The organism is Bradyrhizobium sp. B039, assembly GCF_038965675.1.
GTDB lineage: Bacteria > Pseudomonadota > Alphaproteobacteria > Rhizobiales > Xanthobacteraceae > Bradyrhizobium > Bradyrhizobium diazoefficiens.
Genome location: NZ_CP152416.1, coordinates 2,260,782 through 2,286,933, shown reverse-complemented (window position 1 = coordinate 2,286,933; position 26,152 = coordinate 2,260,782). Strand labels below are relative to the sequence as shown.

Genomic DNA, 26,152 nt, shown 5'->3' with positions numbered 1-26,152 from the left:
GATGCCTCCCTACACCCGGCCGAGCGCGAAGCCGCGCGCGATGTAATTGCGGACGAACCAGATCACCAGCGCGCCCGGAATGATGGTGAGCACACCGGCCGCGGCCAGCAGGCCCCAGTCCATGCCCGCGGCCGACACCGTGCGCGTCATGATCGCCGCGATCGGCTTGGTCTGCACCGAGGTCAGCGTGCGCGCGAGCAAGAGCTCGACCCAGGAGAACATGAAGCAGAAGAAGGCGGCGACACCGATGCCGCTGGCGATCAGGGGCACCAGGATCTTGATGAAGAAGCGCGGGAAGGAATAGCCGTCGAGGAACGCGGTCTCGTCGATCTCGCGCGGCACGCCGGAGACGAAACCTTCCAGGATCCAGACCGCCAGCGGAACGTTGAAGATGCAGTGCGCCAGCGCAACGGCCCAGGGCGTATCGAACAGCCCGATCGCCGAATAGAGGTTGAAGAACGGCAGCGCATAGACCGCGGCCGGCGCCATGCGGTTCGACAGCAGCCAGAAGAACAGGTGCTTGTCGCCGAGGAAACGGTAGCGCGAGAAGGCGTAGGCCGCCGGCAGCGCCACCGAGATCGAGATGATGGTGTTGAGGACGACGTATTCCAGCGAATTGATGTAGCCGGAGTACCAGCTCTCGTCGGTGAAGATGCGCCTGTAGTGCTGGAGCGTCGGGGCGTGCGGCCACAGCGTCATCGTCGAGACGATCTCGCTGTTGGTCTTGAAGCTCATGTTGACGAGCCAGTAGATCGGCAGCAGCAGGAAGACCAGGAACAGCCCCATGATGAGGCGGCGGCCGGGAATTGAATGCATCAGGCCACTCCTTCCTTCGGCTTGAGCGCGGGCGCAGGCTGGAGCACACCTGCGGGTTTCGGCTCCGCCGCCGGCTCCTTCTCCGCCTGTGCCTTACGCTCGACGCCTGCATTGGTCATGACGGTGTAGAAGATCCAGCAGACGATCAGGATGATCAGATTGTAGACCAGCGACAGCGCGGCGGCCTTGCCGAGGTCGAACTGGCCGAGCGCGATCTTGACCAGCTCGATCGAGACGAAGGTGGTCGAGTTGCCGGGTCCGCCGCCGGTGACGACGAACGGCTCGGTGTAGATCATGAAGCTGTCCATGAAGCGCAGCAGCACCGCGATCAAGAGCACGCGGTTCATCTTCGGCAGCTGGATCGCCTTGAACACGGCCCAGCGCGAGGCGCCGTCGATTTGCGCCGCCTGGTAATAGGCGTCCGGGATCGACTTCAGGCCGGCGTAGCAGAGCAGCGCGACCAGGCTGGTCCAGTGCCAGACGTCCATCACGATGACCGTGACCCAGGCGTCGACTGCGTTGGACACGTAGTTGTAGTCGAGGCCCATCGCATTGAGCGTATAGCCGAGCAGGCCGATGTCGGGCCGACCGAAGATCTGCCAGATGGTGCCGACGACGTTCCAGGGAATCAGCAGCGGCAGCGCGAGGATGACGAGGCAGGCCGCGACGGTCCAGCCGTCGCGCGGCATCGACAGCGCAACGACGATGCCGAGCGGCACCTCGATGGCGAGGATCACCAGCGAGAAGAACAGATTGCGGCCGAGCGACGCGAGGAAGCGGCCGCCGAGATCGGTCGAGGGATCGAGCAGCTCCTTGAACCAGCCGACGCCGTTCCAGAAGAACTGGTTGTTGCCGAACGTGTCCTGCATCGAATAGTTCACCACCGTCATCAGCGGCAGCACCGCCGAGAAGGCGACGACCAGGAACACCGGCAGCACCAGGAACCAGGCTTTTTGGTTGATGGTCTTGTCCATCAGGCGGCTCCCTCCACCAGAAGGCTGTCGGCATAGACGTGGACATGCGACGGATCGAACTTCAGCCCGGCGGTGCCGTCCGCGCTGGTGAAGCCCGCCGGCGCGCGCGCCGCGATCTTGGCCTCGCCGATGCGGACGCGCGCGAAGCGGATGCGGCCGAGGTCGTCGATGCGTTCGACCTTTGCGGTGAGCAGGCCAGGTGCCGGCGCGACGGCGTCGACGAACTCCGGACGCACGCCGATCTCGATCTTCGCGCCCGCGGGCAGATTGTCGTAGCTGCGGCCCAGCGCGATGACATTCCCGCCGATGCGCGCCTCGCGGCCCCTCACCTCGGCCGGCAGGATGTTCATGCCGGGCGAACCGATGAAATAGCCGACGAAGGTGTGCGCTGGCTTGTCGAACAGCTCGGCGGGCGTGCCGCTCTGCACCACGCGGCCGTCATGCATGACGACGACGGTGTCGGCGAAGGTCAGCGCCTCGGTCTGGTCGTGGGTGACGTAGATCATCGTCAGGTCGAGCTCGCGATGCAGCGCCTTCAATTTCGAGCGCAGCTGCCATTTCAGCTCGGGATCGATCACGGTCAGCGGCTCGTCGAACAGCACCGCGGCGACGTCGTTGCGCACGAGACCGCGGCCGAGCGAGATCTTCTGCTTGGCGTCCGCCGTGAGCCGCGTCGCCTTGCGGTTCAAATAGGGATCGAGGTCGAGCAGACGGCCGATCTCGGCGACGCGCCTGTCGATCTCGGCTTTCGGCACGCCGCGGTTCTTCAGCGGAAACGCCAGGTTCTCCCCCACCGTCATGGTGTCGTAGATCACCGGAAACTGGAACACCTGGGCGATGTTGCGCTTCTGGGTTGACAGCGGTGTGATGTCCACCCCGTCGAACAGGATTTTCCCCCGCGACGGCGTGATGATGCCGGAGATGACGTTGAGCAGCGTGGTCTTGCCGCAGCCGGACGGCCCAAGCAGCGCATAGGCGCCGCCCTGCCGCCAGGTCATGGTCACCGGCTTCAGCGCAAAGCTTTCCTGCGGCGCAGCGTTGCCGCCGTAGGAGTGGGCGAGATCGACGAGGTCAATGCGGGCCATGGCGCATCCCCCTCACTGGCTTGGAGCTGCGACGAGGCGATCAGCCGCGTCGAATACGAAGACATCATTGGGATCGAGCACGGCATCGATGGTCTGGCCGGGCTCGAACTCGTGCACGCCGTGCAGCACCGCCACCCAGTTCGATCCGTCGCGGGTCAGATGCACGAAACTCTCCGAACCGGTGATCTCGGTCACCGTGACAGTGGCGTGGAAGGCATGGCGGTCGGTCTCACCATTGGCGAGCGCAAGCTGATGCGCGCGAAAACCGACGCGATAGGCGCCGTCGGCGAGAGCGGAATAGAGGCCGGACGCCGGCGCGGCGATACCTCCCGCATATTGCACCGAACCGTTCTTCTTCTCGATGCCGACGAGGTTGAGCGGCGGATCGGAGAATACCTGGGCAACCCGCAGCGTCTGCGGACGGCGATAGACGTTGGGCGTCTCGCCGATCTGAAGCGCCTGGCCCTCCCACATGCACACCGTGTTGCCGCCGAGCAGCAGCGCCTCGGTCGGCTCGGTGGTGGCATAGACGAAGATCGCGCCCGAGGCCTCGAAGATGCGCGGCAGCTCGGCGCGCAGCTCCTCGCGCAGCTTGTAATCGAGATTGGCGAGCGGCTCGTCGAGCAGCACGAGATCGGCGCCCTTGACCAGCGCACGCGCCATCGCAGTGCGCTGCTGCTGGCCGCCGGAGAGCTGGAGCGGCGTGCGCTTCAGGAACGGCTCGAGCCTGAGCAGCTTTGCGGCTTCCGCCACGCGCGCCTCGATCTCCTCGCGCGGCTTGCCCTGCACGCGCAAGGGCGAAGCGATGTTCTCATAGACCGTGAACGAGGGGTAATTGATGAATTGCTGATAGACCATGGCAACCGAACGCTGGCGCACATCGACGCCGGTGACGTCCTTGCCGTTGACCAGCACCTTGCCCGTGGTCGGCTTGTCGAGGCCGGCGAGCAACCGCATGATCGAGGTCTTGCCCGACAGCGTCGGCCCGAGCAGCACGTTGAGCGTGCCGCTCTCGAGCGTCAGCGAGACGTCGCGGATGTGCGCGACACCATCGACGGTCCGGGTCACGTGATCGAGCGTGACGGTCATGAGCGTCCTCCCGCTTCCAGCAGGGGACTTTGCGGCACGGCGTGGGTCCTGATCCAGTCGTCAAGCGCCTCGATCTCGTCGGCAGATAGTCGCAGGCCGAGCTTGGAACGGCGCCAGACGATGTCCTCGGCGGTAACGGCCCATTCGTTGGCCATGAGATAGCGGACCTCGCGCTCGGTGAGCGTCGCGCCGAAGGCCTGGCCGAGGTCGGCGGCCGATTTCGCATCGCCAAGCAGCTTGATGGCACGGGTGCCATAGGCGCGCGCGAGGCGGCGCGCATGCGCATGGCCGAGGAAGGGATAGCCGCGCTGGAGCTCGGCGATCAGCCCGTCGATGTCGGACACATCCATGTCGCCGCCGGGCAGCGGCCATTTGCCGGTCCAGCCCTCGCGCGCTTTCGCGCTGCGAAGATAGGGCGAAAGCCGCTCCAGCGCCTCCTCGGCGAGGCGGCGGTAGGTCGTGATCTTGCCGCCATAGATCGAGAGCAGCGGCGAGCCGCCGGGCGTGTCGAGCTCGAACACGTAGTCGCGCGTTGCGGCCTTGGCTTCGCTGGCGCCATCGTCATAGAGCGGCCGCACGCCGGAATAGGTCCAGACCACGTCCTCTGAAGTCACCGGCTTCGCCAGATATTCGCTCGCGGCGGCGCAGAGATACTGGATCTCCTCCGGCGTCGCCTTCACCTTGGCGGGATCGCCGTCATAGTCGCGGTCGGTGGTTCCGATCAGCGTGAAATCGTCCTGGTACGGGATCACGAAGATGATGCGGCCGTCCGCATTCTGGAACATGTAGGCACGGTCGTGGTCGTAGAGCTTCTTGACCACGATATGCGAGCCCTGCACCAGGCGCACCTTGGCTTTCGCGTTGACGCCGGCACCGCGGCCGAGCACGTCCTCGACCCAGGGGCCGCCGGCATTGACCAGCGCCCGGGCCTGGACCTGCGAGCGCGCACCGGTCAGCGTGTTGACCATGCTGACCGTCCAGACGCCGTCGGCCTGGCGGATCTCGGTGGCACGGGTGCGGGTGCGGATCTCGGCGCCCTTGTCGGCGGCATCGCGCGCGTTGAGCACGACGAGGCGGGCGTCATCGACGAAGCAGTCGGAATATTCGAAGGCGCGGCTGTAGCGATTCGGGATCAGCGGGCGGCCGACCTCGTCACGCCCAAGATCGACCGAGCGGGTCGCCGGCAGCAGATGGCGGCCGCCGATGTGGTCATAGAGGAAGAGGCCGAGCCGCAGCAGCCAAGCGGGCCGCAAACCGGCGTGATGCGGCAAAACGAAACGCAGGGGGCGGATGATGTGGGGCGCGATGCCCCAGAGGATCTCGCGTTCGATCAGCGCCTCGCGGACCAGGCGAAACTCGTAATATTCGAGATAGCGCAGGCCGCCATGCACCAGCTTGGTCGACCAGGACGACGTCCCGCTCGCCAGATCGTTCATTTCGCACAGGAAAACCGTGTTGCCGCGGCCCACCGCGTCGCGCGCGATGCCGCAGCCGTTAACACCGCCTCCAATAATGGCGAGGTCGAAAATACGCTCCAACAGACGCATCCCCCGGCGACTCGCTCGTTCCTTCGAGCGACTACTTTCGTTTTTGATTAGATCACACCGAAAAGCGAAAGCAAGATGAAAGAGAGGCGAAGGGAAGTGAAAGCGGAACTTTTTAGTGGGCAATCGGACGAGGAAATGAGCAGCTTAGACGGCAATTCGAGAAGCAATAGCGTGCTTGAATGGTCAGCCACGATAGATTATAGTCATAATAGTCATATTGGTCTTGCTGGCATGGCCGATCACAACACTGCACCCGACACGCTTCCGGCTGATGACACGTGGACGCTTGCCAACGCCAAGGCACGACTGTCCCAGGTGATCGACCGCGCCCAAACCGGCCCGCAGATCATCACCCGTCACGGCAAGCCCAATGCGGTGGTCGTTTCCGCCGAGGAATGGGCCCGCAAGACCGCACGCAAAGGCACGTTGGCCGAATTCCTGCTGGCCTCTCCGCTGCGCGGCGCCGACCTCGCACTTGATCGCACGCACGATGCGCCGCGCGACGAGATGCCGTGAACCTGCTGCTCGACACCAACATACTGTCGGAAGTTCAGCGGCCAGCCCCCTCGCCGAATGTCTTGGCTTGGCTTGACACGATCGATGAAGATCGTGCGTTCATCAGCGTCGCATCGATCGCCGAGCTTCGCCGCGGCATCGCATTGCTGGAGGATGGCCGCCGGCGCTCGGCACTGGCCGCTTGGCTTGCCGATGATCTGCCGACGCGGTTTGGCGAACGTGTCCTGCCGATCGACCAGGCGGTGGTCGAGCGCTGGGGCGACCTGATGGCTCAGAGCCGCCGCAGCGGCGTTGCTCTGTCCGTCATGGATGGCTTCTTTGCCGCGACCGCGCTTGCAAACGATCTCACGCTCGCCACGCGCAATGTGAAGGATTTTGCCGCATTCGGCGTCCCCCTGCTCAATCCGTGGGACGACCGATAGTCCTATCTTAACCGCACCACCGGCGCCGCTTCGGGTGCAGCTTCCTGAGCATCGGCCTGCACATCATCGATGTCCGCCCCTTTCGGCATCGCCTCCACCACTTCGATGCCCTTGCTGTGGCAGATGGTGGCGAGGCGTTCGGGAAGCTCCTGGTCGGTGACGAAGGTCTGGATCTGGGTCATGTGGGCGATGCGCACCGGCGCGCTGCGGCGGAGTTTTGTGGAATCGGCGACCAGCATGACACTGCGGGCATTGGCGATGATGGCCTGCGCGACCTGCACCTCGCGATAGTCGAAATCCAGCAGCGCGCCCTCCTCGTCGATCGCGGAGGCGCCGATGATGGCGTAGTCGACCTTGAACTGGCCGATCAGCTGCGTCGCGGTCGAGCCGACCACCGCACCGTCGGCGCGCCGCACCGTGCCGCCGGCGACCACCACCTCGATGCGGGGATGGCGGTAGAGCAGCATCGCGACGTTGAGATTGTTGGTGATGACGAGGAGATCCTCATGCGAGGTCAGCGCGCTCGCGACCTCCTCCGTCGTGGTGCCGATGTTGATGAAGAGCGAGCATCCGTTCGGGATGAGCGATGCGGCCGCAGCCCCGATCGCCTTCTTCTCCTCGGCGGCAACGAAGCGGCGCGCCTCATAGGCGAGGTTTTCCACGCCCGAGGCGATGATGGCGCCGCCATGGATGCGGGTCAGCGAACGCCGTTCGCAGAGGTCGTTGAGATCCTTGCGGATGGTCTGCGCCGAGACCTCGAACCGGCGCGCGAGCTCCTCGACCGTGACGCGGCCGGAGGCGCGCGCGATGTTGAGGATTTCGGCTTGGCGATGGGTCAATCCGGTCACGGCAATGCCCTCAAATCAGGAAGGTGCATGGTGCGGCGGTTCGCGCCATCGGTCAATGCGCCCGCCGATCACGGTTAACGGATGAGGCCTCTCACCACGCCATCGCGGCAGCCAGAGGCGCGAGCAGGGCCGGATCGTCGAAGGCGCCGGCGGAGGCGACCGCGCCGGCGGCAACCAGGTCGGCATGGCTGAGGCTGGTCCGGATGCCGATGGTCGGAATGCCGGCCGCGGTGGCCGATTGCACGCCGGTGCGGGAGTCCTCGAATGCGACCGAGGTTTCCGGCCTCGCGCCGACGAAGCGCAAGCCTTCCTGATAGGGCAGCGGATGCGGCTTGCCGTGCGGCAGCTCGTCGCCGATCACGAGCGCCTTGAAACGGTCCGTGATGCCGAGGCCGGAGAGCAGCAGTTCGGCGTTGAGACGCGGCGCGTTGGTCACGGCAACCATGGGAACGCCGGCCGCGTCCGCCCGGTCGAGCAGCGCCATCAGACCCGGCAGCGGCTCGATCTGCCCGGCGACGAGCGCGCGGAAGACTTCCTCCTTCTCATCGAGGATCGAGGCGCGCCGTTCCGGCGCCTCGTCGGGCAGAAAGCGCTCACCGATCGATACATTGGCGAACCCTTGCAGCTCCCTCGAGAACCGCGCGTGATCGAAGACATGGCCGCGAGGGCCGAGCACCTCGTTGAAAGCCTTCAAGTGCAGCGGGTCGGTATTGGCAAGCGTACCGTCGATGTCGAACAGCAATGCCCTGCCCGTCGCATTGTCCCTGGCCTCGATCATTTCCGTACTTTCCCAAATGCACGACGCATCTATGCGCGACACGTATCAATATGGCTGCGATCACGCAATGACGCATGCGCATGACGACGACGTGACCACTCGACAAAGCCGCGCGCGGCTGTAACACTCTCATCAAGAGCAAAAAGGAGGAAACGATGACGATCAACCGACGCGATCTGGCTCTCTCGACCCTTGCCGTTCCAGCTCTTGCCATCTCTGCGCTCGCCCTTACGACACCGGCGCTGGCCGCGGCGGCGGACGAAGAAGCCGTGGCGAAGAAGGTCGAGGCCTTCCGCCTCGCCCAGATCGCGGCCGATCCGAAGGCGCTCGGCGCGCTGTGCTGGGACGATCTGAGCTACAGCCATTCCAGCGGCAAGGTGGAGGACAAGGCGACCTTCATCACCAACGCCACCGACGGCAAATCGAAATTCCTGTCGATCGAATACAAGGACCCGACCATCAAGGTCGTCGGCCCGGCCGCGATCGTGCGCTTCCACTGGGTCGCGGAACAGGAGATGGCGGCCGATGGGAAAAAAGTGCCGACCAACCTTCACATCCTGATGAACTGGCAGAAGCAGGGCGACGACTGGAAGCTGCTGTCACGCGCGGCGACGAAATTGTGATGGCGCTTCTTACCCTCTCCCCTTGCGGGAGAGGGCAAGGCGAAGTGCGCGGCAAAATATTCCGGGTTCGCGCTACGCGCGCCCCGGAATGACAGGGGGCTACGCCGCTTCCTTCACATCGCCGTTAACCAGCTTGCGCGCAGCGCGCTCGGCTTCGCGGGCGTTGCGGAAGAGCTGGCCTTCGAGGCGGTAGAAGCGGTCGGATGAGGCGAAGAAGCAATAGCCTCCTTGAGAGCGAACGACGATACCTGCGGTCTGTGAATTAACTTCGATGATGTAGCTGTCCGGCATGGCCCGTGGATTCCTCAAGTGCGGGCAAATAACGACACTTCTGCCCAAAGGTTCCTGGGCATTTGAGGCCGTTTCCACCCCGAATCGACACGCAATTGAGTACGCCGGGACCTCATCCGTTTTATGACTTGTTCTTGGCGAAGACGCGACGACCGCGGACGCAACGTCGCGCGGTGATGCGCCGCGTACGGCTACGTCGCGATCGGCGTATCGGTGGGGGTTATCGACTGCGGACGGCCGTGATCGTCGATCGAGACATAGGTGAAGTTGCCGTCGGTGACGAGGAATGGGTGCGCCTCCCTGCGGCGAAGCGCCCAGGCTTCGAGATGCACGGTGAGTGAGGTGCGCCCGACCCGCACGAGATTGGCGTAGACAGAGACGAGATCGCCGACATACACCGCTTTGCGAAAATTCATCGCCTCGATCGCAACCGTCACGGTGCGCGACTTCGCGATCTTCGAGGCGAACACGCCGCCGCCGACGTCCATCTGGCTGAGCAACCAGCCGCCGAAAATGTCGCCGTTGGCGTTGGTGTCGGCCGGCATCGCCAGCGTGCGAATGCAGAGATCGCCGCTCGGCTCGGTACCGGAGCTGATAGGGGTTTTGACGTGCGTGTCGGTCATATGGTTGATCTCCGCGGCTCTCGGCTCTGGATACAAAGCCGCGGCGCCTTGCGCAACATCGGCACGCGACAAGCTTGCGCTATCCAGCCGGCCGCGGCGTCCCGACGAAGATTCCGATATCGTTGAGCTTGCGTTGCCACTCCGCATCGTCGGCCCGCGGCGTGCGCCCTGTCGTTGCCGTCACGAGCCGTTCCAGCCTGCTCCAAAGCCGGAGACTGTCGCACGGATAGTTGGCCCATCCATTGATGACACAATAGCGGACAGTGTGGTCGCGGTGGTGACGCAAATGATGCTCGGGTGAGCAGACCAGATGCAGCCTTTGCGCCATGCGCAGGAGCGGCGGGCGGACCCGCCAATGCGCAAGATTATGAAAGCTCATGCCAAACAGCATGCAAGTCGCGATCACGAACCAGACGATCATCAGCGCGTAAGTGAGCGCGGAAACCGGGAACAACGCCGTGATCGCGGCCGCAATGCCGACCACCACGGCGCTCGGTGCCGCACCGAGGGAAGCCTGGTCGAGGAATTCGTAGAGCAGGACGTGGCTCGGATGGGTGTGATGCTCTCGCGTCATCGCGATGCCGCGGCCGAGCACCCCCTCGTCGAGCCACGTGTCGACCGCCCAATGCACCAGCCCCGAAAAAAAATCAGCGAGGAAATAACCGATCAGGAGTGCCACGATCAGCCACGGCCAGCGCAATCCTGCCGCGTGGTAACATTCGACGAGATAAATTGCGCAGCACAGGATCACGACGGCATCAGCCGCACAGCACAGCCGCGTGATGATGATCTCGCGCAAGGTCGCATGCTTGAAGAACGGGATCGTCGGCATCGGCGATGCTCCTCCACGGGCTCCACCACCCATGATAGCATCTTTTGCCGACATCATCCCTATTTCAAATTATCCCAGCCCGGATCGGGCGCGAAACGACCGCCGAATCGATCGGCAAGCTCGCGCAAGGTGGACACGACATTATCCACGCCGCGCGTGCGCGCATAGTTCAGCGGGCCGCCGCGGAACGGTGCATACCCCGTGCCGAAGATCATGGCGCCGTCGACCGCATCGGGATCCTCGACAATGCCCTCGCGCAGCGCCGCGACGCAGACGTTGGACATCGGCAGCACCAGGCGGTCGATCATCTGGTCGGTCACGCGCGGGCCGGTCTCGGGGAGCGGCACCTTCTCGGCCTTGCCGTCCTTCCAGGTGTAGAAGCCCCTGCCGGTCTTGCGGCCGAGCTCGCCTTTGGCGACCTTCTCGCGCAGCCAGGCCGGCGTCGGCGGCAGCAGATCGCCGAACTTGGTGCGCAGCATGTCGCCGACATCGAGGCAGATGTCGAGCCCGACCTGGTCGGCAAGCTCGATCGGTCCCATCGGCATGCCGAACTGCTCGGCCGCCGCGTCGATCAGGCGCTGGTCGGTCTTCTCGTCCAGCATCACCATCGCCTCCAGCATGTAGAGCGTCAGCGCGCGGTTGACGAGGAAGCCGGGCGAACTCTTCACGGCGAGCGGCAGGCGGTCGATCGCACCGACAAAGGCGAGCGCATCCTTCAGCACCTCCAGCTCGTTGCCGTCATGGCTGACGACCTCGACCAATTGCAGCCGCGACACCGGATTGAAAAAGTGCAGCCCGACCAGCCGCTCGGGCCGTGCCAGCGTGGTGCGCAGGTCCTGAAGCGGAATGCTCGAGGTGTTGGTCGCAAGAATCGCACCCGGCTTCATCCGCGGCTCGAGACCGGCATAGACTTTCTGCTTGAGCTCAAGCTTTTCCGGCACCGCCTCGATGACGAGATCGGCGTTGCGGACGCCCTCGCCGTCCATATCCGGAATCAGGCGATCGAGCGCGTCGCGCACCTCGGTGGGCTTGCGGATGATCTTGCCGTAAAGCTCGGCCGCGCGCTTCACTGCCCCTGCGATCGGTTCCGCCTTCATGTCGGCGAGCGAGACCCGCAGCCCCTGCCCCGCACACCATGCTGCGATGTCGCCGCCCATGGCGCCGGCGCCGATGACATGGACATGCTTCACCGCGTTGCCGGAGCCTGCCGCCTTCTTCATCTGCTCGCGCAGAAAGAACACGCGGATCAGATTCTGCGCGGTCGGCGTCACCATCAGCTTGGCGAACGACGCCTGCTCGGCCGCCAACATCGCGGCCTTGCTGCCGCCATGCGTTTCCCAGAGATCGATCAGCGCGTAAGGCGCCGGATAGTGCTCGCGCGGTGCGGCCTTCGCCGCCTCCGAGCGCATGCGCTTGGCCAGCAGTCCACGCACCGGCCCGAGATTGGCCGCCCGCGTCAGCAGGCCAGGCTTGGCCCGCTTCAGCCGGCCGAACAGCACGTCTTTCACGGCGCCACGGACGTGGCGCTCCTGCGTCACGGTGTCGACGAGGCCGAGCGATTTGGCGCGGCGTGCATCGATGGTGCGGCCGGTCAGCATCAAGGCCATCGACTGGGTCGGATTGACCAGCGCCGTGAAACGGGCAGTGCCGCCGAGACCGGGATGCAGGCCGAGCATCACCTCCGGGAAGCCGAAGCGCGCACCCTCGATGGCAATGCGCGACTGGCAGGCGAGCGCGACCTCGAGCCCGCCGCCGAGGCAGAAGCCGTGGATGACCGCGACCGTCGGCAGCCTCAAGGCCTCCAGATGGTCGACGACGGCATGCGCGGCGCGGATGCGCGTCTCCACCATCTCGGGATCGCTGGCGCCGCGGAATTCGTTGACGTCGGCGCCGGCGATGAAGCCGGACGGTTTGGCCGAGCGGATCACGAGACCTGCGGGGCGTTCGGTCTCGATCGCGGCGAGCACCGCGTCGAACTCTTCCATCACGTCGGAGGAGAGCGTATTGGCGCTCGCATCGGCGCGATCGAACAGCAGCCAGGCGACACCGTCGGCATCGCGCGTGAGCTTGAAGTGCTTGTATGGACTGTCTGCCGCGGGCTGAGGCCCGAGCGTCAGCACGCGGTCGCCGAGCGCGGTCATGATCCTGGAATCCATGGTCACACCGCCTCGATCAGCATGGCGCCGCCGAGCCCGCCGCCGATGCATTCGGTGGCAACGCCGCGCCGGGTGCCGAGCCGCTTCATCGCGTTGACCAGATGCAGCACGATGCGGTTGCCGGAGGTGCCGACGGGATGGCCGAGTGAGATCGCGCCGCCGTCGACATTGAGCTTGTCACGGTCGATCTCACCGGCCGCGCCGTCGAGCCCCAAAATCTCGCGGCAGAACTTGTCGTCGTTCCAGGCGGCGAGGCAGCCGAGCACCTGAGTTGCGAAAGCTTCGTTCAGCTCCCAGGTCTCGACGTCCTTGATGGTGAGGTTGTTGCGCGCAAGCAGCGGCGTCGCCGACATCACGGGACCAAGCCCCATGATGCTGGGATCGAGCGCGGCCCAGTTGCTGTCGACGATGACGGCCTTCGGCGTCAGCTTGTGCTTTGCGACTGCCGCGTCGGAGGCGAGGATCACCCAGGAGGCGCCATCGGTGATTTGCGAGGAATTGCCGGCGGTGACCTGGCCCCAGGGGCGCTCGAACACCGGCCTCAGCTTTGCGAGCGTCTCGGCCGTGGAGTCCGGCCGCACGCCGTCGTCATGGTCGAAGAACTTGCCGTCGCGGGAAAAGGCGGTCTCGACCTCGCCCTTCAGAAAACCCGCGCCCTGCGCATGTGCGAGCCGGCGATGGCTCTCGGCTGCGTAGGCGTCGGACTGTGCGCGCGTAATGCCGAAGAGATGGCCGACGACCTCGGCGGTCTGGCCCATGTTCAAGTCTGTGATGGGGTCGGTCAGGCCGCGCTCGAGGCCGATGATCGGCTTGAGATAGCGCGGCCGCAATTTGAAGGCGGCGGCGAGCTTCGCGGCCACGCCCTTCGCTGTGGCAAGACCGGCAAACCAGCGCACGCCGGAATTCGGCCACACCAGCGGCGCGTGGCTCAGCGCCTCGGTGCCGCCGGCCAGGATCATGTCGGCGTGGCCCTCGCGGATGTAGCGGTAGGCGGTGTCGATCGACTGCATGCCGGAGCCGCAATTGATCTGCACCGTGAAGGCGACCATGTCCTCGCCCATGCCGAGCCGAAGCGCCGCGACGCGAGCCGGGTTCATCTCGTCCGCGATCACGTTGACGCAGCCGAGGATGACCTGGTCGAAGCTTGTGGGCGAAAACGGCTGGCGCGCCAGGAGCGGCCGGCCGCATTGCACGGCGAGATCGACCGGCGTGAACGGCCCCGGCCCCGAGCGCGCCTTCAGGAACGGCGTCCGGCTGCCGTCGACGATGAATACCGGTCGTGCCATCAGCTCGCCGCCCTCTGTTCACCGAGTTCCTGGAAGAACTGATGCACATCTCCGGTTTTCTTGTAAATCGGCGACAGCGCCTCCGGCGCAAAATCGTCGACCTCGATCACCTTCGTGACGGCCTCGCGGGTTGCGGCGAGCTGCTCGCCCTCGGCCTGCGTGACCACCCCCTTGGCGACCGCCTCCTTCCAGTCGCTGATGTGCGCGGCGCGCATGCGCTTGGCGATCGCATCGGTGCCCGCGACCAGCTTGAAGGCGCGCTCCAGCCGGGCAAAGCCGCCGTCATCGTCGACATGAGCGAGGTCGGCCGTCAAGCGGTCACGTGCCGCCGACGGCTCCAGCACGAGGCTCGCGCATTGGTGCACGACCCGGTCGGACGGGCCGAGCACACGGGCGCCGAAAGGCTGGACCACGAGCTTGAGGAATCCCGCGACGAAGCGGTTCGGCAGATTGGCGAGAATTTCGGCGAGCCGATTTTCAATGGTCTTGAAGCCGGTCGCCATGCACCATTCCAGCGCGGCAAAGTCCTCCGTCTGCCGGCCCTCGTCCTGCCAGCGTTTCAGCGCGGCCGAGAGCAGATACAGCTCGGACAGAATGTCGCCGAAGCGCGCCGACAGCATCTCCTTGCGCTTGAGCGCGCCGCCGAGCGTGAGCAGCGCCATGTCGGCACAGAGCGCAAACGCCGCCGAATAGCGCGAGAGCTGGCGATAGAATGGCGTGGCGTCGCCCGCATCCGGCGCCGACGCGAACGCGCCGAAGGTCCAGCTCCGGCCGAAGGCACGAAAGAGTGTCTGAAAGCTGTGGCCGACATGCTTCCAGAACGCGGTGTCGAATGCCGTCAAACCGCGTTCTCGGTCGGTGTCGGCGAGCGCGTTCATCTCGTCGAGCAGATAGGGATGGGCGCGGATCGCGCCCTGCCCGAACACGATGAGATTGCGGGTGAGGATATTGGCGCCCTCGACCGTGATGCCGACCGGAACGGCGCGGTGGAGATTGCCGAGATAGTTTTGCGGACCGTCGATCACGGCCTTGCCGCCGTGGATATCCATTGCGTCGTCGACGGCGGTGCGCATCCGCTCGGTCGCGTGCAGCTTCATGATGCCGGAGATGACGGCGGGATGGACGCCGGCATTGAGCGCCGCGCAGGTCAGCCGCCGTGCCGCGTCGAGCTGATAGGCGGTGGCGACGATACGCGCGAGCGGCTCCTCGACACCTTCGAACTTGGAGATGGAGATGCCGAACTGCTCGCGGATGCGGGCGTAGGCGCCGGTGGTGCGCGCGGCATAGGCGGCGCCCGCGGCCGACAGCGACGGCAGCGAGATGCCGCGGCCGGCGGCAAGCGCCGTCATCAGCATCTTCCAGCCCTGCCCGAGGCGCTCCTTGCCGCCGATGACGTAATCGAGCGGAATGAAGACGTCACGGCCCCGGTTCGGGCCGTTCTGGAACACCTGCATCGACGGCAGATGGCGGTGGCCGATCTCGACGCCGGGCAGATTGCTCGGGATCAGCGCCACGGTAATGCCGAGCTCTTCCTGCTGGCCCACGAGGTGGTCGGGGTCATAGGCCTTGAAGGCGAGTCCGAGCAGCGTCGCGACGGGGCCGAGCGTGATGTAGCGCTTGTGCCAGTTGAGCCTGAGGCCCACGACCTCGCGGCCTTCGAAGGTGCCCTTGCAGATGACGCCGCTGTCCACCATCGAGGCGGCGTCGGAGCCGGCTTCCGGGCTGGTGAGGCCGAAGCAGGGAATGTCGCGGCCGTTGGCCAGCCGCGGCAGCCAGCGCGCCTGCTGCTCCTTGGTGCCGAAGCGCATCAGGAGCTCGCCGGGGCCGAGCGAGTTCGGCACCATCACCGTGACGGCGGCAGCGATCGAGCGGGTCGAGATCTTGCGCACGACTTCCGAATGGGCATAGGGCGAGAAGCCGAGGCCGCCGAACTCCTTCGGAATGATCATGCCGAAGAACTTTTCGCGCTTGACGAAATGCCAGACATCCGGCGGCAAATCGCGCCATTCCCAAAAGATCTTCCACTCGTCGAGCATGGCGCAGAGCTCATCGACCGGGCCGTTGAGGAAGGCCTGCTCCTCGTCGGTCAGGGTCGCCTGCGGGACCTTCAGCAGCTTCGCCCAATCGGGGTTGCCGGTGAACAGATCGGCGTCCCACCAGACGTCGCCGGCCTCCAGCGCCTCGCGCTCGGTTTCGGACATCGCCGGCAGCACGCCGCGCGCCCAGGAGAAGACCGGTTTTGTGATGGTGTCGCGGCGGAAGCTCATGGCGGACCTCATGGATCAGCGCGGGTGACCGACATTTTAGCGGAAAGTGGCTGGCGGAGGTGAACACTTCCCCTGCGAAATTGACGCGGCCGGGCGGCCGCCCCAGGGGCCATAACGGCCAGGCGTGGGGGCAGTTCCGGGAGGGATGGAGAGCCGCTTTTGCCACCGTCATTCCGGGGCACGCGTAGCGTGAACCCGGAATCCATAACCACGATCGGGAGTATGGATTCCGGGCTCGACGCTACGCGTCGCCCCGGAATGACGTGTGGAGAGAGCGGTGGCCGGACCTAATCCGGCCGGACCATCTCGAACATGTTTTCCGGCTTGATCTCGAAATAGTCGCCACGGCGGCCGGCGCGGACGATTGGGCGGGCGGCGGCGGTCTGGTAGACGCCGTCCTTGATCATGGCCTTGTCGATATGGACGGCGACGACCTCGCCCAGCGTCAGCCAGGCATCGGCCTCCCTGCCGTCGGCGCCCTTGAGGCGGACGATGTCGGACACCTTGCACTCGAAGGCGACCGGGCTCTCAGCCACGCGCGGCACGTTGACGAGCTTGCCGGGCACGGCGGTGAGGCCGGCGACCTCGAACTCGTCGACCTCGGGGGCGACATGCGCGGCAGTCGCGTTCATGTGCCTGGCAAGATCCATGGTGGCGAGATTCCAGACGAACTCGCCGGTCTGCTTGATGTTCTCGACCGTGTCCTTCCAGTTGGTGGAGGAGAAGCCGATGATCGGCGGCACGTAAGCGAACGCGTTGAAGAAGCTGTAGGGCGCGAGGTTGACGTGGCCCCTGGTGTCGCGGGAGGAGATCCAGCCGATCGGCCGCGGCGCAATGATGGCGTTGAACGGATCGTGCTTGAGGCCGTGGCCCTTGGAGGGTTCGTAGAAGTAGAGGTCTTTGTCGGTCACGCGCTTGCTTCTCCGTTTTCCGTCATTCCGGGGCGGTCCGCAGGACCGAGCCCGGAATCTCGAGATTCCGGGTTCGATGCTTCGCATCGCCCCGGAATGACGGTCAACTCAAAACATTGATCAGTGACGCGGCGACAGACCCGCGATGACGAAATCGATCATCTGGTCGATGGTCGGGCCCGGCTTGGTGGCGCACTGGGCGATCATCTGGGGGTGGAAGAAGCGCATCATCGCCGTGGAGGCGCAGAGCGCGGCCAATTGCAGGTCCGGGGCCTCGAACTCGCCGGAGGCCGCGCCTTGCGCGATCATCTGGCCGATCACCCCGGCAATGCACTCCATATGGGCGACGCAGACGTCCCAGTCCTCCTGCATCGCGATCTCGACCATCTCATGCAGCTTGTTGTCGCCGACATAGCGCTCGGTGTTCATGCGATGGATGGTGGTGAGCAGCTCGCGGAAGCGCGGGAGCACCGGACCGGGCCTCGCCACGATCCGCTGCGCTTCGATCTCAACCTCGCCCATCAGCGAACGGGCCACCGCCTGGTGAATCGCCTTCTTCGATTCGAAGAAGCGATAGACATTGGCGGGGCTCATCCTGAGCTCCTTGGCGATGTCACCGACCGTGGTCTTCTGGTAGCCGATCTGGCGGAACAGCCGCTCGGCCACCTCGAGGATACGATCCCGGGTGTCGCCTTCGATATGTTCCGCAATCAGTGTCATCTGTCAGGACTCGTCAATCAGCACTTCTTCTCACTTATTCAGCCGCTTCAGCAAGCGGAATTGCGTGCGGGTCATCGCTCCCATGCTGCGGCGCGGCAGGCTGCTCGGGGGTGCCGGCCTCGTCCAGGCTCTTCCTGAACCACAGGGCATAGAGGCCGGGCAGGTACAGGAGTGTGAGGAAGGTCGCCACGAACAGGCCACCCATGATGGTGATCGCCATCGGGCCCCAGAACGCCGAGCGCGACAGCGGGATCATGGCGAGGATGGCGGCCAGCGCCGTCAGCACCACCGGACGGGCCCGGCGGACGGTCGCCTCCACGATCGCCTCCCGGCGCGTCAAGCCATGAGAAACGTCGGTCTCGATCTGGTCGACCAGGATGACCGCGTTGCGCATGATCATGCCGGCGAGCGCGATCAGGCCGAGCAGCGCCACGAAGCCGAACGGGGCGTTGGCGACGTTGAGGCCGAGGGATGCGCCGACGATGCCGAGCGGCGCGGTCAGGAACACCAGGATCAGGCGCGAGAAGCTCTGAAGCTGGATCATCAAGAGCGTCAGCATCACCATGACCATCACCGGGAAGAGGATGAAGATCGAGGCGTTGCCCTTGGCGGATTCCTCGAACGCACCGCCCGGCTCGATGCGGTAGGCCGGCTCGAGATGATCCTTGATCGCCTTCAGCTTCGGCGTGATCTGGTTGGTGACGTCGGGCGCCTGCACGCCGTCGACGACATCGGAGCGCACGGTGATCGCCATGTCGCGGTTGCGCCGCCACATGATCGGCTCCTCGTGGGAGTACTCGATCTTGGCAATCTGCTGCAGCGGCACGGCAACGCCATTGCGCGAGGTGATGGTGAGGTCGCCGACGCCGCCGAGGTCGAGGCGCTCGGACGGGACCGCACGGGCGACCACGCCGACCTTCTCGATGCCGTCGCGCACGGTCGTGACCTGCGAGCCCGAGATCAGCATTGCGAGCGCCTGCGACACGTCCTGCGGGGTCAGGCCCATGGCGCGGGCGCGGTCCTGGTCGACGACGAGCTTGAGGTAGGGCGACTGCTCGTTCCAGTCGAGCTGGACATCCTTGACGCTCTTGTTCTCGCGCATGACGTCGCGGACCTGGTAGGCGATCTCACGCACCTTGTTGGCATCGGGACCGATCACGCGGAACTGCACGGGGAAGCCGACCGGCGGACCGAAGTTGAAGCGGTCGACGCGGACGCGCGCCTCGGACAGAAAACCTTCGGCAGCCGCATTTTCGATCTTGGCCTTGATGCGTTCGCGCGCCTCGACGCCCTTGGCGACGATGACGATCTCGGCGAAGGCCTCGTTCGGCAGCTGCGGGTTGAGGCCGAGCCAGAATCGGGGCGAGCCCTGGCCGACATAGGCGGTATAGGTCTCGATGTCCTGGTCGTCCTTGAGCAGCGTCTCGGCCTTCTTCACCGCCTTCTCGGTGACGTTGAAGGCCGTGCCTTCCGGCAGGCGCAGCTGGAGGAACAGCTCGGGCCGCTCCGACAGCGGGAAGAACTGCTGCTGGACATGGCCGAAGCCGACGATCGAGGCGACGAAGACGCCGACGGTCGCGACCACCACCGTGATGCGGTGATTGACGCACCACTGCACGACGGCGCGCAGGCCGCGATACATGCGGGTCTCATAGACCGCGTGCGGATCGTGGTTGTGGTGCACCTTGATGTTGGGCAGCAGCTTGACGCCGATATAGGGCGTGAAGATCACCGCCACGAACCAGGAGGCGACCAGCGAGATCGCCACGATCCAGAAGATGCTGCCGGCATATTCGCCGACCGCGGAATTGGCAAAGCCGATGGGGAGGAAGCCAGCGGCCGTGACCAGCGTTCCCGTGAGCATCGGAAACGCAGTGGATTCCCAGGCAAAGGATGCCGCCCGCATACGGTCCCAGCCCTGCTCCATCTTCACCACCATCATCTCGACCGCGATGATGGCGTCGTCGACGAGCAGGCCGAGCGCGATGATCAGAGCGCCGAGCGTGATGCGGTGCAGGTCGAGCGACATCGTATTCATGACGATGAAGACGATGCCGAGCACCAGCGGCACGGAGAGCGCGACCACGATGCCGGTACGCCAGCCGAGCGCCAGGAACGAGACGAACAACACGATGACGAGCGCTTCCATGAAGGAGTGCACGAACTCGCCGACGGCGTGCTCGACCACCTTGGGCTGGTCTGCGATGAGCTTGACATCGATGCCCTGCGGCACCGCCTTCATGAACTCGGCCGTGGCCTTCTCGACCTCCTTGCCGAGATCGAGGATGTTGGCGCCCTTGGCGGTGACGACGCCGATGCCGATCGCGGCCTTGCCTTCCTGGCGCACGACGAAGCTCGGCGGATCGACATAGCCATGCGTGACGGTGGCGATATCCCCCAGGCGGAAGACGCGGCCGTTGCTCTCGACCGGGGTCTCGGCCACGGCCTTGGCGCCGTCGAGCGCGCCGGTGACGCGCAGCGGCACGCGCTGCGAGGAGGTCTCGACCGTGCCGGCCGGGGTCACGTTGTTCTGCTTGGCGAGCGAATCGAACAGCGCCTGCGGCGTGATGCCGAGGGTGGCGAGCTTGGCGTGGCTGAACTCGACGAAGATGCGCTCGTCCTGATTGCCGTAGACGTCGACCTTGGTCACGCCCGGCACCTTCAGGAGGCGCTGACGGAAGCCTTCGGACACCTTCTTGAGCTGGGCATAGTCGGCGCCGTCGCCGGTCATCATGTAGAGGATCGAATCGACGTCGGAGAACTCGTCGTTGACGACGGGTCCGAGGATGCCGGCGGGCAGCTGGCCCTGCACGTCAACAAGCTTCTTGCGCAGCAGATAGAAGAGGTACGGCACGTCCTTCGGCGGCGTCGAGTCGCGGAAGGTGACCTGGAGCGCGGTGAAGGCCGGCTTCGAATAGGTCTGCACCTTCTCGAAATAGGGCAGCTCCTGGATCTTCTTCTCGATGGGATCGGCGACCTGGGTCTGCATCTCCTGCGCGGTCGCGCCCGGCCAGATCACGGAGACGTTGACCACCTTCACCGTGAAGAACGGATCCTCGGCGCGGCCGAGCTTCTGATAGGAGAAGAAGCCGGCGACACCGAGCACGAGCATCAGGAACAGGACCAGCGTCGGATGGCTGACGGCCCAGGCCGAAAGGTTGAAGCGCTTCATCGCTCTCTCCGAAAAGACGATCCAGTTGCAAAAAACGACAGCCACTCAGTTCAACCCGTCGTCGCGAGGCAGCGAAGCAATCCAGGGGGCTGGGCAGGTTCTGGATCGCTTCGCCGCTTCAGCCCCAGCATTTGCGCTTGGGCCGAAACTCACCTCACACGACGAAACTCGACTTCTCTTGTCATTCCGGGATGGTCCGAAGGACCAGACCCGGAATCTCGAGATTCTCAGGTGCGCAATTGCGCACCATAGAGTTCGCCCTTCGGGGCGCCCCTAGAAAGACAGTGACGAGACGACCCGCACCCTCTGGCCCGGATCGAGCTTCTGCACGCCGAGAGCGACGATCCTGGCGCCCTCTTCGACACCGCTGGTGATGATGACGTCGTTGCTCTCGTAGGACTTCACCACCACCGGCTTCAGCGTCACCGCGCCGTTGTCGTCGACGACGTAGAAGGAGGGCTTGCCGCCTTCGTTGAACAGCGCCGACAGCGGCAGCCGCGCGACGCGCTCGGTGGCGGCGTCCGACAGCGTCAGCGTCGCGGTCATGCCGAGCGAAACCTTGTCGTCGGCCTCGGGCAGCGAGAACTTTGCGAGATAGGTGCGCGTGGCGGTATCCGCGGTGGGCGCGATCTCGCGCAGCTTGGCCGTATATTTCTTGCCCGGCTCCGACCAAAGAGTGACGCTGGCGGCGCCCGACTTGGCACGTCCGACCAGCGTCTCAGGGATCGCGACGACCGCTTCCTTCTCGGCAAAGCGGGCGACACGGATCGAAGCCTGGCCTGCGGCAACCACCTGGCCGGGCTCGATCAGCGTTGCGGTGACGACGCCACGGGCGTCGGCGTTGAGCGTCGCGTAGGAAAGGGAATTCTTGGTCAGCTCGACCGAGCGCTCGGCCCGGTTCAACCGTGCGCGGGCCTCATCGGCGGCGGCGCGGCTCGAATCCATCTGCGCGTCCGTGGTCCAGCCCTTGGCCTTCAGATCCTTGGCGCGCTGCTCGGCGGCGGCGGCCTGGGCCAGCACGCCGGTCGCAGCGGTCTGCTCGGCCACGGACTGCTCGGCCTGGAGCTTCAGGTCGACCTCGTCGAGGGTGGCGAGCGGCTGGCCGATCTCGACGGTCTGGCCGACCTCCACGAGGCGCTTGGCGACCTTGCCGGCGACGCGGAAGCCGAGGTCACTCTCGATCCGGGGCCTGACGGTGCCGACGAAGCTGCGCTCCGGGGTCTCTGCATCATAATGCGCAGTCGCGACCAGGACCGGCCGCGGAGGCTCGGCCTTCTCGGCGACGGTGTCATTGCACCCGGCCAGCGCCGCGGCCATCAGGGCCAGCGACACACCCGCCAAGAGCTTGGAATAGCTGGATAAAACCGACCGGACGAACATCGGAGGACACTCCTGCGACTGCAATGAGAGGAATGTCGACTAATCACTGATAAAAGTCAATAATCGTCAGTCATCAGGAAAGCGTGATCGTTAAGGGGTAGTGATCCCTGTCGCCCTGGCGAAAGCCAGGGCCCATTACCCTGAACTCGGTTGCTGGAAGAGGCCGTCTCCCCGCGTGCCCCAAGAGGAGCCGCGGAGTATGGGCCCTGGCTTGCGCCAGGGCGACGTTGGAGGAGACAGCTCGCAGCCCGGATGGGGCGCAGCGCAATCCGGGGCCTTTGGAGCATCGTGCGCGTGGTCCCGGATTTCGCTTTGCTCCATCCAGGCTACGCAGTCGTGAGTGGTGCTTTACCGCCCCTGCCCGGCGAACTCGTGCTTGCTGTCGTGGCCGCCGACAAACACCAAAATGCCGGCGAGCAGGGGCAGCACCGCGAGCACCAGCAGTCCGGTCGAGGTCTGGCCGGTGGCTTCCTTGACCCAGCCGATCAAATACGGCCCGCCGAAGCCGGCGAGGTTGCCGATCGAGTTGATCAGGGCGATGCCGCCGGCCGCGGCCGTGCCGGAGAGCCAGGCGGTCGGCAGCGTCCAGAACACGCCGAAGCAGCAGAACACGCCGATCGCGGCCACCGTCAGCACCACCATCGTCAGGGTGGGGTCGGTGAGATAGGAGGAGACGCCGAGCGCGACCGCGGTGAGCAGCAGCGGCGCGCCGACATGCATCACGCGCTCGCGCGTCGCATCGGAATGCCGCGCCCACAGGATCATCGCGACGGTGCCGAACAAATACGGGATCGCGGTGACGAAGCCGGTTTGGGCATTGGTGAGACCGAACGCTTTCACGATCTGCGGCAGCCAGAACTGCATGCCGTAGAGCGCGCCGACGAAGCCGAAATAGATCAGGCTGAGCGCGATCACCTTCGGCGAGGACAGCGCTTCGCCGAGCGACAGATGCTTCACCGCCTGCTTGGCCGCGATTTCGGAATCGAGCTTCGCCTTCAGCCAGGCCTTCTGCTCGGCCGAGAGCCAATCCGCCTTCTCCGGCCTGTCGGTGAGATAGAACCAGGTGACGATGCCGAGCAGCACCGAGGGGATGCCTTCGATAATGAAGAGCCACTGCCAGCCCTTCAGCCCCATCACGCCGTCGAGCCCGAGCAAGAGGCCCGAGACCGGCGCACCGATCACGGTCGAGACCGGGACGGCGATGGCGAAGGCCGCGAGGAAGCGGGCACGATACTCGGCCGGATACCAATAGGTGAGATAGAGGATGATGCCGGGGAAGAACCCGGCTTCGGCGACGCCGAGCAGGAAGCGCAGGACGTAGAAGCTCGTCACGCCGCTGACCATCGCCATCAGCGCCGAGATGATGCCCCAAGTCACCATGATGCGGGCGATCCAGCGGCTGGCGCCGAACTTTTCCAGCGCCAGATTGCTCGGCACCTCGAAGATGAAATAGCCGATGAAGAAGATGCCGGCGCCCCAGGAGAAGATCAGCGGCGTGAATTTCAGCTCCGCGTTCATGGTCAGCGCGGCGAAGCCGAGATTGACGCGGTCGAGATAGGAGAAGAAGTAGGCCAGCACCAGGAACGGGATCAGGCGCCAGGAGATGGCGCGGATGGTCGAGGTCTCGATTTCCGTCTTGGCTGTGCCGGCGGAACCGGCATAGGTCGTGGTCTGGCTCATGGCTTCCCCCCGGGGTTGTTGCTTTTATGGGCTGATCCGGGGTTTTGAGCATCGCCGCGAAAGAGTCAATGGAGCAAGCAATGCATGGGGCGCAGCCGGTCAAACCCATAGCGCCGCTTCGGACATCCCTGGTCCGGGCCGGGCTGGCGCTGGTCGTGATCGCCTGCGGACTGTCCCTGCGCTGGTACGGCTTCCCGCTCGGCCTTCCCGCCTTCGTCGTGAAGTATGGCGGCTCGCTGTTGTGGGCCACGATGGTGTTCGTGCTGGTCGGGGTTTTGCTGCCAAGGCTGTCGCGGATGCAGCTTGCAGCCATCGCGGCGGCGATCGCGGTGGTCGTCGAATTTTCCCGGCTGGTGCACACGCCGTGGCTCGATGCGTTCCGGCTCACCACGGCCGGCGCACTGCTGCTCGGGCGCATCTTCTCGCTGTGGAATCTGGTCGCTTACGCAGCAGGGATTGCGTTCGGCATCTGGATCGATCGGCTCGCCGAGACGCGCAGCCTCGCTCAATCCGCCAGCTGAAACCGCTCGAAGCGATCGAGCTCTTCCTCGATCACACGCTTGAGCTCCTTGCGCCCCGCGGTCTTCCTCCCCTCCCCGACCCAGGTCCATTTCTGCATCAAGAGCTTCTTCGCCTGCCGGTCGGTCTTGAGATCGAGCGCGGCGACGATCTCGTCGCCGACCAGCACCGGAAGCGCGAAATAGCCGAGCTTGCGCTTGGCCTTCGGCACATAGGCCTCGAACAGATGGTTGTAGCCGAAAATGAGACTGGTGCGCTTGCGCTGGATGATCAGGGGATCGAACGGCGAGAGGATGTGGACGAGATCGGGCGATGGCCCCTCACCGCCGGCCTCCAGCACCGCGGGCGCCGCCCAATGCTCCTGCTTGCCGGCGCCGTCGATCGCGACAGGGACGAGTTCGCCGCGACGGACGCGCGCGGCGATCAGGCGCGCGACCACCTTCTTGCTCGGCGCGTCGAGATGGCAGACCGAATCGAGACTCACCACGCCCTGCGACCGCAGCGCACGATCGAGCAGATAGGCCGTGATGTCCTTTGCCGATGCCGGCTTCGGCAGCTTGTCCCAGCCGAAATGGCGCGTCATCAGCTCGTAGGTCTTGAGCATGCCCTGGCGCTCGCTGATGGTCACGGCGCCGGTGTAGAAGGCAAGCTGCAACGCGCGCTTCGAGGGCTTGCGGCTCTGCCACAGATGCTCCTTCTCGGTGAGCACGTCGTCCTCGATGTCGCGGATCGTCAGCGGCCCGGCGAGCACCAGCCGCATCACCTTGCGCGTGTCGGCCGGCTTCACCGAGGCGAACCATTTGTGCCCTTCGCGCCGGTGCTCGCGCATCGCCGGCAGGAAGAAGCGGAAATCGTTCGAGGGGATGTAGGACAGCGCATGGGTCCAGTATTCGAACACGCTCCTGTCGACGCTCTGGGCCTGGCGCAGATCGGCGCGGCGGTAGGACGGAATGCGGCTGAACAGGATGTGGTGGTGGCAGCGCTCGATGACGTTGATGGTGTCGATCTGCACGTAGCCGAGATGAGCGGTCGCGTCCGCAACGGCCTGCGCACCCTCGCCGAACGGGGTGCGCTCATCCAGCCGCTGGGCGTGCAGCCAGATCTGCCGGGCCTGTGTCCTGGTGAGTGGGAGCGGTTTGGGCGCGCGTGACATTGCAGGGAGCAATGTAGCGGGATTCGCGCCGGGAAAAAGCAGCGGACCAGGAGCAACAAAAGAAAATGCCGCGCTGCCATCTGCTGACAGCGCGGCCGTTCGGCATGAACGAGGCCTACTTCGCCATCATGGCCTTCTGCGACTTCATGTAATGCATGCAGCCGCTCTTCATCTTGCCGTTGCTCATGTCGGTGTTGGCCATGGCCATTTCCTTGTTGGCCGCCATCTTGGCCGGCGTGTCGGCGGTGCCCATCATCATGGCCGTCGATTTCGTCATGTTCTCGCCGGTGCACGCCATCATGGCGGCGGAGGCGGGAGACAACGAAAGAGTGAACGCGACAAAAGCTGCGGTCGTGAGCAACATCTTCATGGAAAAGTCTCCTCCGTAAAACGAAACCGGCGTCATGCCGGCCTTCGCAATTACGTATTCTCTCGCGCGGACGTTTCGCGGCGAAGACAATTTT

Annotated in this window: 24 protein-coding genes; 4 read left to right on the top strand and 20 right to left on the bottom strand. The window is 65.0% G+C overall.

Annotated elements, in window-relative coordinates; translation table 11 throughout:
- Positions 1-9: 9 nt before the first annotated feature.
- From AAFG50_RS10870 to glpD, 5 genes are read right to left on the bottom strand one after another with little or no spacing between them, the layout of a single operon-like run.
- Positions 10-816, bottom strand: coding sequence for a carbohydrate ABC transporter permease (locus tag AAFG50_RS10870; protein WP_011085227.1), 807 nt, complete (start codon positions 814-816; stop codon positions 10-12).
- Entirely contained in the window at positions 816-1,790 is a 975-nt protein-coding gene (locus tag AAFG50_RS10865) for a sugar ABC transporter permease (protein ID WP_011085226.1), read from the bottom strand. The genes AAFG50_RS10870 and AAFG50_RS10865 overlap by 1 nt, the downstream gene beginning before the upstream one ends.
- Positions 1,790-2,875: an ABC transporter ATP-binding protein gene (locus AAFG50_RS10860; RefSeq protein WP_011085225.1), complete on the bottom strand. Its 1,086-nt coding sequence runs from the start codon at positions 2,873-2,875 to the stop codon at positions 1,790-1,792. Before AAFG50_RS10860 ends, AAFG50_RS10865 begins: the two co-directional genes overlap by 1 nt.
- 12 nt (positions 2,876-2,887) lie before the next feature.
- Positions 2,888-3,964: an ABC transporter ATP-binding protein gene (locus AAFG50_RS10855; RefSeq protein WP_028175056.1), complete on the bottom strand. Its 1,077-nt coding sequence runs from the start codon at positions 3,962-3,964 to the stop codon at positions 2,888-2,890.
- Entirely contained in the window at positions 3,961-5,511 is a 1,551-nt protein-coding gene (glpD, locus tag AAFG50_RS10850) for a glycerol-3-phosphate dehydrogenase (RefSeq protein ID WP_342714172.1), read from the bottom strand. Before glpD ends, AAFG50_RS10855 begins: the two co-directional genes overlap by 4 nt.
- Before the next feature lie 231 nt (positions 5,512-5,742).
- Between glpD and AAFG50_RS10845 the strand changes: the two genes are divergently transcribed.
- Positions 5,743-6,027, top strand: coding sequence for a type II toxin-antitoxin system Phd/YefM family antitoxin (locus AAFG50_RS10845; protein WP_028175058.1), 285 nt, complete (start codon positions 5,743-5,745; stop codon positions 6,025-6,027).
- Positions 6,024-6,449, top strand: a complete 426-nt coding sequence (locus AAFG50_RS10840; protein ID WP_028175059.1) for a type II toxin-antitoxin system VapC family toxin — start codon at positions 6,024-6,026, stop codon at positions 6,447-6,449. The genes AAFG50_RS10845 and AAFG50_RS10840 overlap by 4 nt, the downstream gene beginning before the upstream one ends.
- A gap of 2 nt (positions 6,450-6,451) precedes the next feature.
- On the opposite strand, the gene AAFG50_RS10835 is transcribed toward AAFG50_RS10840, so the two are convergent.
- Positions 6,452-7,297 (bottom strand): DeoR/GlpR family DNA-binding transcription regulator, encoded by an 846-nt coding sequence (locus tag AAFG50_RS10835; protein WP_028175060.1) that lies wholly within the window; start codon positions 7,295-7,297, stop codon positions 6,452-6,454.
- Between the two features lie 91 nt (positions 7,298-7,388).
- On the bottom strand, positions 7,389-8,075 hold the full coding sequence (locus AAFG50_RS10830; protein ID WP_342714171.1) for an HAD-IA family hydrolase: 687 nt from the start codon (positions 8,073-8,075) through the stop codon (positions 7,389-7,391).
- Between the two features lie 155 nt (positions 8,076-8,230).
- Between AAFG50_RS10830 and AAFG50_RS10825 the strand changes: the two genes are divergently transcribed.
- Positions 8,231-8,698 carry a nuclear transport factor 2 family protein gene (locus AAFG50_RS10825; protein ID WP_011085218.1) on the top strand — a complete coding sequence of 156 codons (468 nt, stop codon included), beginning with the start codon at positions 8,231-8,233 and terminating at the stop codon, positions 8,696-8,698.
- Between the two features lie 99 nt (positions 8,699-8,797).
- On the opposite strand, the gene AAFG50_RS10820 is transcribed toward AAFG50_RS10825, so the two are convergent.
- From AAFG50_RS10820 to AAFG50_RS10770, 11 genes are all read right to left on the bottom strand, one after another.
- Positions 8,798-8,989, bottom strand: coding sequence for a hypothetical protein (locus AAFG50_RS10820; protein ID WP_028175062.1), 192 nt, complete (start codon positions 8,987-8,989; stop codon positions 8,798-8,800).
- 191 nt (positions 8,990-9,180) lie between these two features.
- Positions 9,181-9,612 (bottom strand): acyl-CoA thioesterase, encoded by a 432-nt coding sequence (locus AAFG50_RS10815; protein ID WP_028175063.1) that lies wholly within the window; start codon positions 9,610-9,612, stop codon positions 9,181-9,183.
- A gap of 79 nt (positions 9,613-9,691) precedes the next feature.
- Positions 9,692-10,444 (bottom strand): fatty acid desaturase family protein, encoded by a 753-nt coding sequence (locus AAFG50_RS10810; protein ID WP_231166655.1) that lies wholly within the window; start codon positions 10,442-10,444, stop codon positions 9,692-9,694.
- A 59-nt stretch (positions 10,445-10,503) separates the two neighbouring features.
- A complete protein-coding gene (locus tag AAFG50_RS10805) occupies positions 10,504-12,600 on the bottom strand; it encodes a 3-hydroxyacyl-CoA dehydrogenase NAD-binding domain-containing protein (RefSeq protein WP_028175065.1) in 2,097 nt (698 codons plus the stop codon).
- Positions 12,601-12,602: 2 nt separating this feature from the next.
- Positions 12,603-13,886 (bottom strand): acetyl-CoA C-acetyltransferase, encoded by a 1,284-nt coding sequence (locus tag AAFG50_RS10800; protein WP_011085214.1) that lies wholly within the window; start codon positions 13,884-13,886, stop codon positions 12,603-12,605.
- The gene (locus AAFG50_RS10795) at positions 13,886-16,153 is read right to left on the bottom strand and encodes an acyl-CoA dehydrogenase (RefSeq protein WP_028175066.1); all 2,268 of its coding nucleotides are present in this window, start codon (positions 16,151-16,153) and stop codon (positions 13,886-13,888) included. The genes AAFG50_RS10800 and AAFG50_RS10795 overlap by 1 nt, the downstream gene beginning before the upstream one ends.
- A 287-nt stretch (positions 16,154-16,440) precedes the next feature.
- Positions 16,441-17,064, bottom strand: a complete 624-nt coding sequence (locus AAFG50_RS10790) for a flavin reductase family protein (protein ID WP_028175067.1) — start codon at positions 17,062-17,064, stop codon at positions 16,441-16,443.
- Positions 17,065-17,184: 120 nt separating this feature from the next.
- Entirely contained in the window at positions 17,185-17,784 is a 600-nt protein-coding gene (locus AAFG50_RS10785; RefSeq protein WP_028175068.1) for a TetR family transcriptional regulator, read from the bottom strand.
- A 34-nt stretch (positions 17,785-17,818) separates the two neighbouring features.
- Positions 17,819-20,956 carry an efflux RND transporter permease subunit gene (locus AAFG50_RS10780; RefSeq protein WP_011085210.1) on the bottom strand — a complete coding sequence of 1,046 codons (3,138 nt, stop codon included), beginning with the start codon at positions 20,954-20,956 and terminating at the stop codon, positions 17,819-17,821.
- A gap of 273 nt (positions 20,957-21,229) precedes the next feature.
- Positions 21,230-22,336 carry an efflux RND transporter periplasmic adaptor subunit gene (locus tag AAFG50_RS10775; protein ID WP_011085209.1) on the bottom strand — a complete coding sequence of 369 codons (1,107 nt, stop codon included), beginning with the start codon at positions 22,334-22,336 and terminating at the stop codon, positions 21,230-21,232.
- A gap of 348 nt (positions 22,337-22,684) precedes the next feature.
- Positions 22,685-24,016 (bottom strand): MFS transporter, encoded by a 1,332-nt coding sequence (locus tag AAFG50_RS10770; protein ID WP_011085208.1) that lies wholly within the window; start codon positions 24,014-24,016, stop codon positions 22,685-22,687.
- 80 nt (positions 24,017-24,096) lie between these two features.
- Here AAFG50_RS10770 and AAFG50_RS10765 point away from each other — a divergent pair, with 80 nt between their 5' ends.
- Complete coding sequence (locus tag AAFG50_RS10765; protein ID WP_039184951.1) at positions 24,097-24,537, top strand: DUF2809 domain-containing protein; 441 nt, start codon at positions 24,097-24,099, stop codon at positions 24,535-24,537.
- On the opposite strand, the gene AAFG50_RS10760 is transcribed toward AAFG50_RS10765, so the two are convergent.
- Positions 24,522-25,688, bottom strand: a complete 1,167-nt coding sequence (locus AAFG50_RS10760) for a crosslink repair DNA glycosylase YcaQ family protein (RefSeq protein WP_028175070.1) — start codon at positions 25,686-25,688, stop codon at positions 24,522-24,524. The genes AAFG50_RS10765 and AAFG50_RS10760 overlap by 16 nt on opposite strands.
- A gap of 115 nt (positions 25,689-25,803) precedes the next feature.
- Positions 25,804-26,058: a hypothetical protein gene (locus AAFG50_RS10755; protein ID WP_028175071.1), complete on the bottom strand. Its 255-nt coding sequence runs from the start codon at positions 26,056-26,058 to the stop codon at positions 25,804-25,806.
- Positions 26,059-26,152 lie beyond the last annotated feature (94 nt).